We start from the raw sequence: 16,498 nt of genomic DNA, 5'->3' as shown, positions 1-16,498 counted from the left end.
TGGCGCTTGAATGAACGGGTAGTCGAACCTGGGGCGTCAGTGGCGGCCGGAGCTGCCGAAACCGCCGCCGCCGCGAAGGCTCTCGGAAAAGTCCTCGACCACTTCCAGCTCGGCCTGGACCACCGGCACCAGCACGTACTGGGCCAGACGTTCGAAGGGCTCGAGGGTGAAGGCGGTGGTCGATCGGTTCCACACCGACACCATCAGTTCGCCCTGGTAGTCGGAGTCGATCAGGCCGACCAGGTTGCCGAGCACGATGCCGTGTTTGTGGCCAAGCCCCGAGCGGGGCAGGATCATGCCGGCCAGGCCCGGATCGGCGATATGGATCGAGAGCCCGGTGCGGACCAGATCGCAATCCCCGGGGGCCAGCGTCAGCGGCGCGTCGAGCAGGGCGTGAAGGTCCATCCCGGCCGAGCCGTCGGTGGCGTAGCGGGGCATGCGCTCCTTGATCCGTTCATCGAGAATCTTGACGGCGAGGCGAGGGCGCGAGGCAGTGTCGTGCATGAAAGGTCCTTGGTCTTGGGCAGCCAGACAGGCTTCCTGATAAATAAGTGGTGTCGTGGCTCAGCGCGGGTTCGGCCGCACCGTCTGACGTCGCGCCTCGAGGCAGGCTCGGGCCTGGGCGATGATGGCTTGGGCCAGGCTGGCCTTGTCCTGGTCGGTCTCTTCGCGGCGGGCGAGAGACTCGCCGTCGCGCCACACCAGGGTTGCGGCATTGCGGTCCGAGCCGAAGCCGAGTCCCTCCCGGGAGACGTCGTTGGCGACGATCATGTCGAGCCCCTTGCGCGCGAGCTTGCCCTCGGCGTAGCGCACCACGTCGCGGGTCTCGGCGGCGAAGCCGACCATCAGCGGACGCGGATCGCGGGCAGCCAGGGTGGCGATGATGTCGGGGTTCTTGACCAGCTTCAGGGTAAGACCGTCGTCGTCATCGCGCTTCTTTATCTTGTGTTCGGCCGGAGCCTCGGCGCGATAGTCCGCCACCGCCGCGCAGCCGATGAAGATGTCGCAGCCATCCATCAGCCCTTCGGCTGCGGCGAGCAGTTCTTCCGCGGTTTCTATGTCGTGGCGGGCAACGCCCGAGGGCGTCGGCAGACTGACGGGGCCGGCGATCAGGGTGACACGGGCGCCACTGTCCCGGGCCGCTTCGGCCAGGGCGAAACCCATCTTGCCGGAGCTGTGATTGGACAGGTAGCGCACCGGATCCAGCGGCTCCCGGGTGGGGCCGGCGGTGATCACCACATGAAGGTCTGCGTCCGGGGGCACTGCTTCGCCTTTCTCTCCCACGACGCCTGTCGCTGTCCGGGGCGTGGAGGGAGAGCCGGCATCCAGCAGGGCGCCGAGAATGGCCTCCGGTTCCATCATGCGTCCCGGGCCGACGTCGCCACAGGCCTGGTCGCCCTGGTCGGGCCCCAGCAGGGCCCAGCCATCCTCGACCAGCCGGGCGGCGTTGCGCTGGGTCGCCGGATGGCGCCACATGGCCTGGTTCATCGCCGGGGCCAGCATCCGCCGGGCGTCGCTGGCCAGGCAAGCGGTGGTCAACAGATCGTCGGCCATGCCCTGGGCCAGGCGCGCCATCAGGTCGGCGGTGGCGGGGGCGATCAGAATAAGGTCGGCCCAGCGGGCGAGTTCGATATGCCCCATGCCGAGCTCGGCGTCGGGGTCCAGCAGCGAGGTGCGCGCCGCGCGTCCGGTCAGCGCCTGCAGCGTCAGTGGCGTGATGAAGGCCTGGGCTCCCTCTGTCATCACTACCTGCACCTCGCAGCCCGCCTGCACCAGCAGTCGGGCCAGAGAGGCGCTCTTGTAGGCGGCAATACCGGCGCTGATGCCCAGCACAACCCGCTGCCCGGGGCGCAGGCCGCCGGGGCCTGAGCCGGTCAGGCCGCAACCGGAAGAGGAGGGAGCGTGCAACATGAAAAAAGTCCGCAGCCAGAGTCAGCCCTCTACCTTACCACCGGTACCGGATCATGCGTAGCCGCGCACCCTGGCTCCAGATCAGGCAGACCGCACTAGACTCAACGGGTATGTCGGCGCTCGCCGACAGGGCGTGAGGGGAGGATGTGACAAGAGCGTGTGAGAAGAGAGTGTGAGAAGAGAGTGTGAGAAGAGGATGTGGCGGCTGCGTGTGAGAAGAGGGTGTGATGACAGAGCGTGTCGAGAGGATGTGACGACAGGGTGTGACGAGAGCAACGGAGCAGGAGACAGGGATGTCGATACGAGACTGGCCAGAGGGCGAGCGCCCTCGCGAGAAGCTGCTGACGCTGGGGCCCACCGCGCTATCCGACGCCGAGCTGCTGGCAATTGTGCTGCGGGTCGGGGTGGCAGGACGCTCCGCGGTGGACCTGGCACGGGACGTACTGGGTGCCTTCGGCGGACTGCGTGCCCTGCTCGAGGCGCATCAGCAGGAGGTCTGTGCCCAGCGTGGCCTGGGGCTTGCCACCTTCGTTCAGCTGCAGGCCGCCCAGGAGATGTCGCGCCGTCATCTGGCGAGCTATCTGGAGCGGGGTCAGGCGCTGAATTCTCCCGCGCGGGTCAGGACCTTTCTTTCCGCTCAGCTTCGTCATCTGGACCACGAGGCCTTCGCCGCACTGTTTCTCGACGCCCAGCATCGGGTGATCCGCTTCGAGGTGCTGTTTCGCGGCACCCTGGACAGCGCCTCGGTGTACCCACGTGAGGTGGCCAAACGTGCCCTGGCGCTGGGGGCGGGCGCCTTGATCCTGTGCCACAACCATCCCTCCGGGGTGGCCGAGCCCAGTGATGCCGACCGGCGTATCACCGATCGCCTGAAAGAGGCGCTGGGCCTGTTCGATATCCGTGTACTGGATCATTTTGTGGTGGGAGACGCAGAAGTGGTGTCATTTGCCGAGCGAGGTTGGGTATAATGCGCCGCGCGCAAAGAGAGCTGGCCCAGGCGGGGCGAGGATCGTCTCGATCCTATCGCGTCCTGGCCGGGCGACTCTCTACCCGAACACGTCACGTCATCGCCGTCGACGCAGCGGAGCCGTTTCGAGCACCTCGACACGGGCCGTGAGCGAGCGACCTGGCGAACGTTGGTGTATCCCTTGCCCATGGAGGCAGGGTCTGGTATAAAGTGCACCCTTTGAATTCCCTTGGGTCAAAAGCACGGGGCTCATGACAGGGCTCGAGGTTGCTGAGGGCATGATGAATGCGGACTTTCGCCGGCACCGCGCGGCCAGTCTGCGACACATCCCTTCGGTTCTCGCCCTTCCCGGTTTGCCCGACAGGTTTTGAACAACTCGCCACGCGGTTGGAGGCTCTCATGTCCAAAGTATGTCAGGTTACCGGCAAGCGCCCGGTGACTGGTAACAACGTTTCACACTCCCAGCGCAAGACCCGTCGTCGTTTCTTGCCGAACCTTCACAGCCATCGCTTCTGGGTCGAGTCCGAAAAGCGTTTCGTGACCCTGCGTGTTTCCTCCAAGGGCATGCGCATCATCGACAAGAAGGGCATCGAAGAGGTGCTCAGCGATATCCGTAAGCGCGGCGACGCCATCTAAGGATGACGTCCTCGGGAGCCAACTGGTTCGCCTAAGCGAACGGCCTCCGCCGACTTGAATGACTGGCCTGGTGTGCACGACGCGTACCAGGCGGCAAACTGGGAGAAGTCTCATGCGTGACAAGATTCGTCTGGTGTCCAGCGCCGGTACCGGCCACTTCTACACCACCGACAAGAACAAGCGTAACACTCCGGACAAGATGGAAATGAAGAAGTTCGATCCGGTGGTTCGCAAGCACGTGATGTACAAGGAAGCCAAGATCAAGTAAGGCTTGATCTCGCTTCCACCGCAGGCGAGTTGTCGCCTGTTACCGAGAACCCGGCCCCGAGGTCGGGTTCTTGCGTATGTCCCTGTCAGCGGCCCTGGGCGATGGCATGATGTCGCTCGCTGCTCGCCGCTCTAACCCCAGGCCTCAGGTGCGCCATGCCCGAGCTTCCCGAAGTCGAGACCACCCGGCGCGGCATCGCCCCCCACGTACAAGGGCGCGAGATCCGTGAGGTGCTGGTGCGCCAGTCGCGCCTGCGGGTGCCGGTGCCTGAGGATCTCGCCGATCGTCTGATCGGCGCCCGCTTCGGCGAGATTCGCCGTCGCGCCAAGTACCTGCTGCTGCCGGTGCTGTCGGGCGAGGGCGGTGAAAGCGTCGAGAACGGCGAGACGGTCGCCAGCACCGAGGGTACCTGTACGGCCGCGTCCCGGTCGGACGACGGCGGCGGAGTGCGCGAAAAGGGCACCCTGCTTTGGCACCTGGGCATGTCCGGTAGCCTGCGTATTGCCCGCCTCGGTGAGCTGCCCAGGAAACACGACCATGTGGACCTGGTGCTCGAGGACGGCGTCATCCTGCGCTATCACGACCCGCGTCGTTTCGGCTTCGTCGATTGGCTCCGGGACGACGAGGCCCACGATACCCGCTTGTCGCGGCTAGGCCCCGAGCCGTTGTCGCAGGCCTTCGACGGCGCCCGGCTGTACGCCCTGTCGCGGGGGCGCCAGGCGGCGGTGAAGCCGTTCTTGATGGACAACGCCGTGGTCGTCGGGGTGGGTAACATCTACGCCAGCGAAGCGCTGTTTCTGGCCGGTATCGATCCGCGCCGCGCTGCCGGTCGCATCGGACGCGAGCGCTACGATCGCCTGGCCGCCGCCGCCAAGGAGGTGCTGGCCGCGGCCATCACCCAGGGCGGCACCACCCTGCGCGACTTCGTCAGCGGCACCGGCGAACCCGGCTACTTCGCCCAGCGCCTCAACGTCTATGGGCGTGCCGGCGCACCCTGCCGCCGTTGTGGCGGTGAGCTGAAGCACGTGACTCTGGGGCAGCGCGCCAGTGTGTTTTGCCCTCGTTGCCAACGTTAGTCCTGTCGATGCTTGAAGGGCTCGCCCAATTATTCATGTAGTTTCCGTAGAGAGAGTGATCACCGTGACTCGTCCGCTGCGCCTGAAAAAGAACGCCGATCGTCGCCTCAAGTCCGGCCACCTGTGGCTGTATTCCAACGAGATCGACATCGCCGAGACGCCGCTCAAGGGGCTCGAAGTCGGTGAGCAGGTCATCGTCGAGGCCGCCAATGGCAAGCCCATGGGTCTGGCCTACGTCAATCCCAACTCGCTGATCTGCGCCCGCATCGTCTCGCGTGACCCGAGCATGCGGCTGGATCGCTCGCTGCTGGTGCATCGCCTGAATCAGGCCCTGGCGCTGCGCCAGAGCCTGTTCGACAAGCCGTTCTATCGCCTGGTCCATGGTGAGGCCGATCTGCTGCCGGGGCTGGTCATCGACCGCTACGCCGAGGTGCTGGTGGTCCAGCTCAACACCGCCGGCATGGAAGCGGTGAAGGACGAGCTGCTCGACGCACTCGACAAGGTGCTGTCCCCTGCCTGTGTGGTGCTGCGCAACGACACCAGTGGTCGTCGTCAGGAAGGCCTCAGCGAGGTGGTAGAGGTGGTCAAGGGCGAGCTGCCGGAGCAGGTGCTGCTGGAAGAGAACGGCGTGCAGTTCGCCGCCCCCGTGCTCGACGGCCAGAAGACCGGCTGGTTTTACGACCACCGCATCAATCGCGCCTGGCTCAATCAGCGGGTGGCTGGCAAGCGGGTGCTGGACCTGTTCAGCTACGTCGGTGGCTGGGGCGTGCAGGCGGCGGCCCATGGCGCCAGCGAAGTGCTGTGCGTGGATGCCAGCGAGTCAGCGCTGGATCGCGTCGCCGAGAACGCCGCGCTCAACGGCCAGCACGAGCGGGTCGCTGTGGGTCACGGCGACGCCTTCGAGGCGCTGGCGGCGCTCAAGGCCGACGGCGAGAAGTTCGACGTGATCGTGCTCGATCCGCCGGCCTTCATCAAGAGGCGCAAGGATATCGCCAACGGCGAGCGTGCCTACGCCCGACTCAATCGCGACGCCATGCGCCTGCTGGGTCGCGATGGCCTGCTGCTGTCCGCCTCCTGCTCCATGCACCTGGCACAGGATCGCCTGGTCGACGTGGTGCGCGGTGCGGTACGTCACCAGGATCGTCAGGGACAGATCCTGTTCCAGGGCCACCAGGGACCGGATCACCCGGTGCACCCGGCGATCCCCGAAACCGCCTACCTCAAGGCGCTCGGTGTGCGCGTCTTTCGCGACTGAGCAAGGCGCGATTGAACAAGGCATGAGCTAGATAGGCGCGACGTGACTCGCCGTGGCTGAACACGCTGGGCCGAACTAGCTGGGCCGAACTAGCTGGGCCGAAAAAGGCGCAGGGGCTTGCCTCGGGCGATGGAAGTGTCACATCGTGCCTGGGCAAGCCCGCGCCAAGGAAGACACCATGACCGAGGTTCCCTGGACCCTGATCTTTTCCCACGGCAACGCCCTGCTGGTGGGCCACGTGCGCAACCTGCTCGACGCCGCCGGGATCCCCTGCGAACTGCGCAACATGACCCTCGGCGGTGGCGCCGGGGAGCTGCCGCCGCTGGAGTGCGAGCCCCAGGTGTGGGTCGCCGAGCACAACCGTGAGCGAGCCGAAGCGCTGGTGAAACAGGCGCTCGAGGAGCCAGCGCCGGACAGCGCCTGGCGCTGCCGGGCCTGCGGCGAGGAGCTCGAAGGGGCCTTCGATACCTGCTGGAACTGCGGTGGCCGCAAGGAGGACGATCATGACCGCTGAACACGGTGCCTTCGACTGGGATCTGCCCCGGCCCTTCGTGATCGACATCCTGGTGGCGCCCGAGGCCATCGACCACTATGGCCACGTCAACAACGCCCAGTACCTGCGCTGGGTGGAACAGGCCAGCTGGGAGCACTCCGGCCAGCTGGGTCTGACCCTGGAACACTACCGGGCGCTGGATCGCGCCATGGCGGTGCACCGTCACGAACTCGACTATCTGGCGCCGGGTTTCGAGAGCGAACGCCTGGCCATGGCCACCTGGATCGTCGCCTGCGACTCGCGCCTGACCCTGACCCGCCGCTTTCAACTGATACGCCCGCAGGATGGTGTCACCCTGCTGCGTGCACGTACCCGCTACGCCTGCATCGCTCTCTCAAGCGGCCGTCCCCGCCGTCTTCCTCCCGAATTCGTCAGCGCCTACGGCGGCGCCCTGGTCGCGGAAAGCTGACGATAACGTCCTGACGACAGGGACCTGACCACACAGACCTGAGCGTACACAGCTGGCCTCCGCCCCTTCCGGCAATTTTCTGGCACCCTGGGTGTCGAGTTGGCGAATCTCAATACTGGCAGCTTTTTTGTCCTGACCCTGGGTGTGATAGGTCGCACTTTGTTCCTGAATGCGTCTAAAGACTCCCTGGGTTCATGGAAGAACTGCAGCACTTTGGACCACGAGGTAGAGGCGGGAGGGTCAGCCTGGTGGCCGTGGACGGCGACGTGGTCAACGACCGCCTCAGCGAGGTGGCCCTGGGAGTCAAGATTTGCGGGTGTGTTGTGCCACTTAACAGATATGTTATAACATAACATTTTGTGCGAGTGTGATGGTCTCAGACGCCTTGTGCAATCGGCGCGGCGGGAGGAGCGGTGAGATGCCAACGATGGATGACGCAGCGCATCTTCTCGAGATGCCGGACGACGACTACATGAACGGTGAGCAACTGGCGTTCTTTCGATGCCGATTGCTGCAGGAACGGGCGCTGGTCGAGGAGCGACTGCAGGAGGTTCGCCTGCGCATGTCGGCTCGAGAAAGGTCGAGCGACGATCTGGATCAGGCAGCCCAGGAGGAAGAGCTTCAGCTGCAGCTTCGCCAAGCCGACAGGGAAACCCGCTTGCTGGCCAATATCGCCAGCGCCTTGAAGCGCGTCGAGACGGGTGAGTACGGCTACTGCGAGGAGACCGGCGTTCCCATCGGACTTCCCCGGCTGTTGCACCGGCCAACGGCGCGGCTGTGTCTCGAAGCCAAGCAGCGCCAGGAACAGAGAGAACATCACTTCGCCAGGACGCGGAAGTAGCGGCGCCGGTAAGCATCCACCGCTTGTGACCGTGATGGCCGCCCCAAGGGCGATGCTGAGTCCGGACGAGTGCCTGCTCGGTGGGCTTGTCCACGGATGATCCAACCGGCTCAGCGAAGGCGGTGGCGTATGTCGCATCAAGATTCGCCCATGCCGACTACGCCGGGCGACGATTACTATCTGATTCGCAGGAATCACAACCAAGGAAGCATGAATGATTCGCAAGAATCCCTACGGTGATTTGCCGGTTGTCCACCCCAGCGCCTTTGTCGATCCCACGGCCATTCTCTGTGGGCGGGTGATCGTCGAGGAGAACGTCTTCATCGGCCCCTACGCGGTCATTCGTGCCGATGAGGTCGATGCCGATGGCAAGATGGAGCCGATGATCATCGGCGCCCACTCCAATATCCAGGACGGCGTCGTCATCCACTCCAAGTCCGGCGCGGCGGTGATCATTGGTGCACGCACGTCGATTGCGCATCGCGCCATCGTGCACGGTCCCTGCGTGGTCGGAGAGAGCGCCTTTATCGGTTTCAACAGCGTGCTGTTTAACTGCACTATCGGCAAGGGCGCGGTGGTGCGCCATAACGCCGTGGTAGATGGTTGCGACCTTCCCGACGACTTCTATGTGCCGTCCACCGAGCGCATTGGCCCCGGGACCGATCTGGACACCCTGTCCCGAGTAACGGTCCAGGATTCAGCGTTTTCCGAAGACGTGGCCCGCACCAACAATAGCCTGGTGGAAGGGTATAGGCAGATCCAGAACTCTTTCTAGCCCGGCGCCCTGGTTCGAGGATAGGCGGATGGCCTCCGGGCGGCGAGACGGGAGGTTTGGCAACCGCAAGCGCTTGTGCGCCTGATGCAAGGCGAAGGAGGGGGTTATCACCCTTTGTCGGCGACGGTTGTTCGCTGTCGCCAATCCGCTACGCGTTTTTTCACGCCTTGTCAGCTTGTGTTCATGTGGGCTTAATGCCGCGCTCACTCGCCTGACAGGATGCAACGAGCGGCCCACGGTAGCCTCGGGATGTGCCTTCATCCCAGAGGATTACCGCCATGACCTGTGCCGCTGCCGTGACTCCCTTCGCCGTCCCCGCCACCGCCAAGTGGGCCTTTACCACCCGCCGCGCCAGGCGCGATGACGTCCGTTCCCTGGTCAGTCTCGACCATCCAGTGCGCGCCGGTGACCTGATCCTGTGTGAACTCCTCCAGGTCGGGCAGCACAAGCGGGTCCAATTGGCCTGCGGCCGTCCCAGCGAGAGCTATCCCGGTGATCTGCTGGTGCTGTGTGTGGGAGATCGCTACGCACCGGATCAATTCATGGGCCGCGCTGAGGTGGATGTGCGTATGGATCTGCTGGCCGGCGGCGGCATCGCCGGCAAGGTCGAGGCGGCACATGCCAGGATGGCTCGCCCCACTCAGTTGCGACCGCTGGGTTTTCTCGCCGACCTTCATGGCGAGGTGATCAATATTGACCGCTATGCTATCGCAGATGCGCGTATCCCCGACGATGTGGTGGTGCTTGGGGTGTTCGGCGCTTCGATGAATGCCGGCAAGACTACGGCGGCGGTGAGCCTTGCTCACGGCCTCCAACGTGCGGGCTTTGCGGTGGAGGGGGTCAAGGCCACCGGCACCGGCGCCTTTGGTGACTTCAACGCCTTCGCCGACGCCTCGGTGGCCGTCAGTGACTTTACCGATGCCGGCATGGCGTCGACCTTCCGCTGTCCGCTCGAGCGCATCGAACGTGGCTTCGAGGCGCTGGTCGGAGGTGCGGCGGCGCGCGGTGCCGAGGTGGTGGTGGTGGAAATCGCCGACGGGGTGTTCCAGGACGAGACCGCTGCCATCCTGGCGGATTCCACGATCATCGAGCGCCTGGACGGTATCCTGTTCGCGGCTCCGGATGCGCTGGGTGCGGTCGGGGGTGTGTCGGTGCTCAAACGTCATGGCCAAACGCCCTTTGCCCTGGCGGGGATGGTCAGTCTGTCGGCGCTGGGTAGCCGTGAAGCCAGCGGCGAGACCGGGCTGCCGGTGGTCAAGCGTGAGGCGCTGTGCGACCCCGAGGCGGTATCGAGGCTGGTGGCGCCAATCATCAGAAGGCGTCTCGGTCAGACCATGTTCAATGACCTGACAGAGGATAGCCGTCTTGCCACGGGTGTCGCCGCATGAGTGAGCTTCCCGAACTCTCGGGGCGTGGCAGAGGCCGCCATATCGCGCTGGTGGTGGGCTTGGGGATCATCCAGGCTGGGCTGATGATGGCCACGGCCTTCGCCACCCGCGATGTCTTCGTCGCACTGCGTTCGACGCCCGGCTCGGCCTCCACCCAACTGCCGCTGACCTCGCTGCTGATACTGGCGGCGGCGGCGCTGGTGATCGCTGCCTGTCAGGCACTGGCCAGGGTCCGGGGCGAGGCCATCGGCCAGAGCTACGCGGTGGATCTTCGCAGCGTCGTCTTCCACGCCATCGCTGCCCTCGGTGCCGAGCGTGCCGGTCGTCGCCTCGGAGGGCTGTCGCTGCGCTTTGTCGGTGACCTGACGGCGGCCCGGGGTTGGGTCGGCATGGGCATCACTCGGCTGGTGTCTGCGGCGGTGGTCTTTCCCATGGCGGCGCTGTGCCTGTGGCTGATCGATCCCGTCCTGGCGCTGGCCGGCATGCTACCCATCTTCGTCGCCGTGGCGCTGGCCGCCGGGCTGGGTCTGGCGCTGGGCCGCCTGCATCGGGATCTGCGAAGGCGGCGTGCCGGGGTGGCCATTGCCGCGATGGAGCGGATTCCCATCGCCCGCGAGCTGGCGTTGATGAATCGCCTGCCCCGTGAAATCGCCAGCCTGGAGCGCAAGGGACGTCGCAGTGCCGAGGACGCCGTGCGTCGCGTACGTCGGGTATCGCTGCTGCGTGCGCTGCCCAACGCTTCTCTGGGGCTTGGTGGAGCGGCGGTGCTGTGGGCTACGGCGCGCTTTGGTCTGGCGGCGGCGGACGCCGCCGCGGCGCTGTCGGTGCTGGCGATTCTGGTGGTACCAGTGCGCGAATGTATCGGCGTCTGGGATCGCTACAGCGCCTGGTGTGTCGCCCGCGACAAGTGTCGGGCACTGCTCGCGCGGACCGAGGCTTTGCCGCGAGTGCGTCGACGTGGACGGCCTGTGCCGCTGGATCTGGAGCACCTGCGGGTGGGTGGCTGCACCCTGCATCTGCGTATTCGCGCGGGCCAGCGGGTGTGTCTCGCCACCGACGATCCCGATTTGGCGTCGCGGGTGCTGGCGGTGCTGGCACGGCGGCGTGCACCCGAGGCGGGGCGACTGCGGTTTGACGGCTTGCCGACCGAGCCGGCCATCGCCTGTATCGGTGATCGCCCCGCCTTGCTCAGGGGCAGCCTGCGCCGCGCGCTGACCATGGGGGCCGCCGCGCGCCCCGACGATGACGACATCGGCCGGGTGGCGCGAGAGTGTGGTCTAGGCCCTGCGATCGCTCGCCTGGGAGGTCTGGATGGGCGGATCGAGGAAGCAGGGCACAACCTGACCCCTGGTGAGTCCCTGCGGGTGGCTCTGGTCCAGGCGCTGCTGTCGCGCCCTGATCTGGTGGTGGTCGACAGTTACCTGTGGCCGCTGCTCAAGGACGCCGTCGAGCTGTTCACGCTGCTTGACGCACGCTGCCCGGCGACCCTGGTGCACAATCTACCTGATTCGGTCACCGGCGGTGCCGGCATGTTGCTGCGCCTGTCGGAGAACATGGATCATCCGAAAACGCCTTCCGTCTGCGGGAACAGTAAACTGGGGTCATGAAAATCATCAGTGTGGTAACCGCCTATACCCTGGTCTTGCTGACGATGGCCTGCACCGGAGCGGTGTTGGCCTACTGGAGCGTCGAGCGCAGTACCTGGTTGAGCGATCGCATGAACCTGGCGCATCACTCCTACGAAGCACACCTGAATCTGTCGACCCACAGCTATCGGCTGTTCAAGCAGTACGCAGATGCCTTGCTGATCGGTGATCAGGACGGCGGTGAGGGGGAGCGCAGGTTACAGGAGCTGGTGCGCCAGGATATCGGCGAGATCCGCGATATCATCGGCGCCGAGATCGAGCTGGTAGGGGACGAGGAAGTCGAGGAGCTGGAACTGCTGGCCAGGCTCGAGGACCAGCTGGACGAGGTGATCCGCGGCTACGCTGAGCTGCTCGACTCGGAGCGGGAGCTCGATCCGGTCAGCCGCTGGTTGAGTTTCTATGCGCTGCTCGATGAAGCCATTGATGAACGCTTTCGCAAGCTGATGGACGTGGCCCTGGAGGGCGAGATCGAGGAGGTGCGCGAAGCCCGCGAGGAATTGGCCCGGGGCGCCCGCCAGACGCGCTGGCTGGCGCTCGGGTTTGCGCTGCTGGCGGTGGTGCTGACGGTGGCGGTCATGGTGTTCTACCGTTGGCGGGTATCGCGGCGCTTTCAGAGGCTGATGGCGGGCGTCGAGCGTATGCACGGGGGGGCCTTCGGTCATGCCATCAAGGTCTCCGGCGGTGACGAATTAGGCCGCATCAGCCGTCTGCTCAATCAGATGGGTGCAGACGTGCACTCCCAGCGGCGCGCGCTCGAGCGCCAGAACAGCGCGCTGGAGGAGGCGGTGGCGGATCGCACCGGAGAACTCGAAAGGTTGCTGGAGGAAGCGCGTCGGGCCGAACGGCATCGGCGTCGACTACTGGCCGATGTCAGCCACGAGCTGCGCACACCGTTGACCATCATCCAGGGCGAATGCGACGTGGTACTGCGCGCGCGCCAACCCGACGAGGACGACTACCGCGAGGCGTTGCGTCGTGCCCGTGAGGCGGCCGGCCATACTGCTGCTCTGATCGACGACCTGCTGACCATCGCACGCCAGGAGAGCGGCGAATTGCGCCTGCAACCGCAACCCACCGAACTGGTCGGGTTTCTCAAGGATGTCATCAGTCTGTCATCGGTGCTGGTGTCTCTTGAGACCGAGGTGACCGTTGCCCCCGTGGAGGTGGATCGCCTGCGTCTACGCCAGTCGGTGCTGGCGCTTCTTCAGAATGCCCGGGTCCACGGGGGCCCCCGGGTGGTGGTGCGCCTGTGGCGTCATGGTGGTGGCTGGCGAATCGCGGTGGAGGACGATGGCAGGGGGGTATCGGCGGTCGACAAGGCGGTGGTGTTCGAACGCTTTTATCGCGGTGCCAATGCCTCCACCAACTACACTGAGGGCAGTGGTCTGGGACTGCCCATTGTCCGTGCTATCGCCCGTGCCCACGGAGGGGACGCCGGTCTGGAGGACCGACCGGGAGGCGGGCTGATCGTCTACATCGATGTGCCAGGGATGGCCGAGGAGTCCACGACGACGTGAACGTGCTGGTAGTGGAAGACGAAGATAGGGTCGCGGACTTTCTGTGTCGCGGGCTCAAGGGCGAGGGGTGGACCGCCACCCGTGCCGGTGATGGTGAAACCGCCTTGTCGCTGTTGAAGGAGGGCGGTTTTGATGTGGTGCTGCTCGACATCATGCTGCCGGGGCTGTCCGGGCATGAGGTGTGCACGCGAGTCAGGGCACGGGGCGACGAGGTCCCGATTCTGATGCTGACGGCCCTGGATGCCACCGATGAGAAGATCGTGGGGCTTCGCAAGGGAGCCGACGATTATCTGAGCAAGCCCTTTTCCTTCGACGAGCTGATCGCGCGCATGGAGGCGTTGCATCGACGCGCCCGGGCACGGGCAGGCGCGACACCGGGCACGCTGGCAGGAGACCCGGTGCAGTTCGATCGCGAGGCGCTGTGCCTGAAGGTCGACGGTGAGGTCGTCGAGTTATCGATCAAGGAGCGCGATCTGCTGGCGCTATTGCTCGGCAATGCCGGGCGTGTGATGAGCCGTGAACGTATCCTCAACGCGGTCTGGGGGCTCAACGAAGACCCCATGACCAATACCGTCGATGTCTACGTGGGGCGGGTTCGGCGTAAGCTCGGCGACCACGCCTCGCGCATCACTACGGTCCGCGGCGCCGGATACCGCTACGACGCTCAAGACGTGTGAGGCTCTTTGCCATCGGGTGCCTCCGGGGCAGAACTTCACGTCTTGGTGTGTCTTGCTGTTTTTAGGGGCCTGGGAAGAAAGTTCAAAGGTCTTTGAGGGTGAAGTTTTCTGATCTTTCCGTTTTTTCGCCGGGGGTTTATTGGCAAAAAATTCCTGTGCTTCACTGTGGGTGACGATAAAAAATCTGTTGTACGAATCGATGGGAGAGTCGCCATGCAGATCGCCGTCCCCAAGGAAATCAAGAACCATGAGTACCGTGTCGCCCTGACCCCCAGTGGTGCGCGGGAGCTGACCGAGCGTGGCCACGCGGTGGTCGTGCAGGCCGGCGCGGGTGAGGGCGCCGGTTTTGCCGACGAGGCCTATCAAGCTGCCGGTGCCACCATCGAGGCCGACGTGGACGCGCTGTTCGATGGCGCCGAGTTGATCCTCAAGGTCAAGGAGCCCCAGCCCGAAGAGGTGGCCCGGCTGCGCCCCCAGCACACCCTGTTCACCTACCTGCATCTGGCCGCCGAAGAACCCCTGACCAAGGGGCTTCTGGACAGCGGCGCCACCTGCATCGCCTACGAGACCATCACCGCGCCTCAGGGCGGACTACCACTGTTGGCGCCGATGAGCACCGTGGCCGGACGCATGGCCGTGCAGGCCGGTGCCCACAGCCTCGAAAAGGCCCAGGGCGGTGCGGGTGTGCTGCTGCCCGGGGTGCCTGGGGTGCCGCCTGCCAAGGTTACCGTGATCGGCGGTGGCGTCGTCGGCGAGAACGCCGCCCGCATGGCGTTGGGGCTGGGCGCCGATGTCAGCGTGCTGGACAAGTCGATCCCGCGCCTCGAGACCCTGGATGATCGCTACCAGGGGCGCATGAAGACGGTGTTTTCCTGCGCCGATGCAGTGGAAGAAGCGGTGCGCGAATCGGACCTGATCATCGGGGCGGTGCTGGTCCCGGGGGCGGCGGCGCCCAAGCTGATCAACCGCGCCATGCTGTCGGAAATGAAGCCGGGGGCGGTGCTGGTGGACGTGGCCATCGATCAGGGCGGTTGCTTCGAGACCTCCAGGCCCACCACCCACGCCGAGCCGACCTACGTGGTGGACGGCGTCGTCCACTACTGTGTCGCCAACATGCCGGGTGCGGTGGCGCGCACCTCGACCCAGGCCCTGACCAACGCCACCCAGCCGTTCGTGGTGGCACTGGCCGACAAGGGCTGGCGCCGGGCGCTCGGTGAGGATCGTCACTTCGCCGCCGGTCTCAATGTCCATGACGGCCAGCTCACCTACGCAGCCGTAGGGGAGGCCTTCTCGCTGCCGGTGATCAGCGTGGACAGCGTGCTCGGCTGATGTGATTGGCCAAGGGTCGGCCGGGGCGGCGCTGTCGCCCCGGTCGCCATCCACAGGCCTTGGCGTTACCATAGCGGGCATTTGCCGATACTAGAGTGCCGTCCATGTCCGCAACGACCACCGCTTCCGACAAGACCCGGGTGCTGACCGGTATCACCACCACCGGTACCCCCCATCTGGGCAACTACGTCGGGGCCATCAAGCCGGCGATCGAGGCCAGCCTCGATCCCAACGTGCAGTCCTACTACTTCCTCGCCGATCTGCACGCGCTGATCAAGTGTCAGGACCCGCAGCGGGTCCAGCAGTCGCGCCTCGAGATCGCCGCCACCTGGATGGCGCTGGGGCTGGACACCGACAACGCCATCTTCTATCGCCAGTCCGATATCCCCGAGATTCCCGAGCTGACCTGGATGCTGTCCTGCGTCTGTGCCAAGGGCCTGATGAACCGCGCCCACGCCTACAAGGCGGCGGTGGCGGAGAACGACGAAGCCGGCAACCAGGATCCGGACAAGGGCGTCACCATGGGTCTGTTCGGCTATCCGGTGCTGATGGCCGCCGACATCCTGATGTTCCAGGCCAACAAGGTGCCGGTGGGACGCGACCAGATCCAGCACATCGAGATGGCCCGAGACATGGCCGGGCGCTTCAATCATCTCTACAAGGGTGACTTCTTCACCCTGCCCGAGGCGGTGGTGGACGAGCGGGTCCAGGTATTGGGTGGCCTCGACGGTCGCAAGATGTCCAAGAGCTACAACAACACCATCCCGCTGTTCGTGCCGGAAAAGAAGCTGCTCAAGCTGGTGCGCAAGATCAAGACCAACTCGCTGGAGCCCGGCGAGCCCAAGGATCCCGACACCTGCACCCTGTTCCAGATCTATTCGGCCTTCGCCAGCGCCGAGGAAACCCAGGCCATGCGTGATGACTACGCCGCGGGCATCGGCTGGGGGGACGCCAAGAACCGGGTCTTCGAACACCTCAACGAACAGCTGCGCGCCCCGCGTGAGCGTTACCAGGCGCTGATGGAAGATCCGGGCCATATCGAGACGGTGCTGCTTCAAGGGGCCGAGCGTGCTCGTGCCGAGGCTGCTCCGCTGATGGATCGACTGCGTGTCGCCGCGGGGCTTGGTCGCTTCGTTTGAGCCGTTTCATACGCGTCTCATCGTCGAGTCGCTCTTGTCTGAGCTAAAGTGCGCATGGGCCCTGCGTTGAGGGCCCGCTTTTGCGGGGCTTTCTCGACGGCGTGCTAGAGT

General features: G+C 65.2%; 17 protein-coding genes. 15 read left to right on the top strand and 2 right to left on the bottom strand.

Annotation, left to right across the window (positions count from 1 at the left end):
* Positions 1–36: 36 nt before the first annotated feature.
* Together dut and coaBC are read right to left on the bottom strand one after the other, a co-directional pair.
* A complete protein-coding gene (dut, locus tag EBB56_RS07035; RefSeq protein WP_124803512.1) occupies positions 37–504 on the bottom strand; it encodes a dUTP diphosphatase in 468 nt (155 codons plus the stop codon).
* Between the two features lie 60 nt (positions 505–564).
* On the bottom strand, positions 565–1,911 hold the full coding sequence (coaBC, locus tag EBB56_RS07030) for a bifunctional phosphopantothenoylcysteine decarboxylase/phosphopantothenate--cysteine ligase CoaBC (RefSeq protein WP_124803510.1): 1,347 nt from the start codon (positions 1,909–1,911) through the stop codon (positions 565–567).
* Between the two features lie 293 nt (positions 1,912–2,204).
* Here coaBC and radC point away from each other — a divergent pair, with 293 nt between their 5' ends.
* From radC to trpS, 15 genes are all read left to right on the top strand, one after another.
* Positions 2,205–2,879, top strand: coding sequence for a RadC family protein (gene radC / locus EBB56_RS07025; protein ID WP_124803508.1), 675 nt, complete (start codon positions 2,205–2,207; stop codon positions 2,877–2,879).
* 398 nt (positions 2,880–3,277) lie between these two features.
* Complete coding sequence (rpmB, locus tag EBB56_RS07020) at positions 3,278–3,514, top strand: 50S ribosomal protein L28 (RefSeq protein ID WP_045991211.1); 237 nt, start codon at positions 3,278–3,280, stop codon at positions 3,512–3,514.
* 112 nt (positions 3,515–3,626) lie between these two features.
* Positions 3,627–3,782: a 50S ribosomal protein L33 gene (rpmG, locus tag EBB56_RS07015; protein ID WP_016856547.1), complete on the top strand. Its 156-nt coding sequence runs from the start codon at positions 3,627–3,629 to the stop codon at positions 3,780–3,782.
* 155 nt (positions 3,783–3,937) lie between these two features.
* Positions 3,938–4,858, top strand: coding sequence for a bifunctional DNA-formamidopyrimidine glycosylase/DNA-(apurinic or apyrimidinic site) lyase (gene mutM / locus EBB56_RS07010; RefSeq protein WP_124803506.1), 921 nt, complete (start codon positions 3,938–3,940; stop codon positions 4,856–4,858).
* 64 nt (positions 4,859–4,922) lie between these two features.
* On the top strand, positions 4,923–6,113 hold the full coding sequence (locus tag EBB56_RS07005) for a class I SAM-dependent rRNA methyltransferase (RefSeq protein ID WP_045991285.1): 1,191 nt from the start codon (positions 4,923–4,925) through the stop codon (positions 6,111–6,113).
* Between the two features lie 178 nt (positions 6,114–6,291).
* The gene (locus EBB56_RS07000) at positions 6,292–6,627 is read left to right on the top strand and encodes a DUF2007 domain-containing protein (RefSeq protein WP_045991209.1); all 336 of its coding nucleotides are present in this window, start codon (positions 6,292–6,294) and stop codon (positions 6,625–6,627) included.
* Positions 6,617–7,075 carry a thioesterase family protein gene (locus EBB56_RS06995; protein ID WP_124803504.1) on the top strand — a complete coding sequence of 153 codons (459 nt, stop codon included), beginning with the start codon at positions 6,617–6,619 and terminating at the stop codon, positions 7,073–7,075. The genes EBB56_RS07000 and EBB56_RS06995 overlap by 11 nt, the downstream gene beginning before the upstream one ends.
* A gap of 418 nt (positions 7,076–7,493) precedes the next feature.
* Positions 7,494–7,916: a TraR/DksA C4-type zinc finger protein gene (locus EBB56_RS06990; RefSeq protein ID WP_124803502.1), complete on the top strand. Its 423-nt coding sequence runs from the start codon at positions 7,494–7,496 to the stop codon at positions 7,914–7,916.
* A 214-nt stretch (positions 7,917–8,130) separates the two neighbouring features.
* Positions 8,131–8,691 (top strand): carbonate dehydratase, encoded by a 561-nt coding sequence (locus EBB56_RS06985; RefSeq protein WP_124803500.1) that lies wholly within the window; start codon positions 8,131–8,133, stop codon positions 8,689–8,691.
* Between the two features lie 278 nt (positions 8,692–8,969).
* Complete coding sequence (locus EBB56_RS06980) at positions 8,970–10,079, top strand: DUF1611 domain-containing protein (RefSeq protein WP_124803498.1); 1,110 nt, start codon at positions 8,970–8,972, stop codon at positions 10,077–10,079.
* A complete protein-coding gene (locus EBB56_RS06975; protein ID WP_124803496.1) occupies positions 10,076–11,686 on the top strand; it encodes an ABC transporter ATP-binding protein in 1,611 nt (536 codons plus the stop codon). The genes EBB56_RS06980 and EBB56_RS06975 overlap by 4 nt, the downstream gene beginning before the upstream one ends.
* Complete coding sequence (locus EBB56_RS06970) at positions 11,683–13,242, top strand: HAMP domain-containing sensor histidine kinase (protein WP_045991203.1); 1,560 nt, start codon at positions 11,683–11,685, stop codon at positions 13,240–13,242. Before EBB56_RS06975 ends, EBB56_RS06970 begins: the two co-directional genes overlap by 4 nt.
* The gene (locus EBB56_RS06965; RefSeq protein ID WP_124803494.1) at positions 13,239–13,919 is read left to right on the top strand and encodes a response regulator transcription factor; all 681 of its coding nucleotides are present in this window, start codon (positions 13,239–13,241) and stop codon (positions 13,917–13,919) included. Before EBB56_RS06970 ends, EBB56_RS06965 begins: the two co-directional genes overlap by 4 nt.
* Positions 13,920–14,132: 213 nt before the next feature.
* Positions 14,133–15,248, top strand: coding sequence for an alanine dehydrogenase (gene ald, locus EBB56_RS06960; RefSeq protein WP_124803492.1), 1,116 nt, complete (start codon positions 14,133–14,135; stop codon positions 15,246–15,248).
* A 104-nt stretch (positions 15,249–15,352) separates the two neighbouring features.
* Positions 15,353–16,387 (top strand): tryptophan--tRNA ligase, encoded by a 1,035-nt coding sequence (trpS, locus tag EBB56_RS06955; protein ID WP_045991200.1) that lies wholly within the window; start codon positions 15,353–15,355, stop codon positions 16,385–16,387.
* The last annotated feature ends 111 nt before the right edge of the window (positions 16,388–16,498 follow it).

This window comes from Halomonas sp. YLB-10 (genome assembly GCF_003856855.1).
In the GTDB taxonomy this organism is placed as follows: Bacteria; Pseudomonadota; Gammaproteobacteria; order Pseudomonadales; family Halomonadaceae; genus Halomonas; species Halomonas litopenaei.
This window is presented reverse-complemented; position numbering and strand designations above follow the sequence as displayed.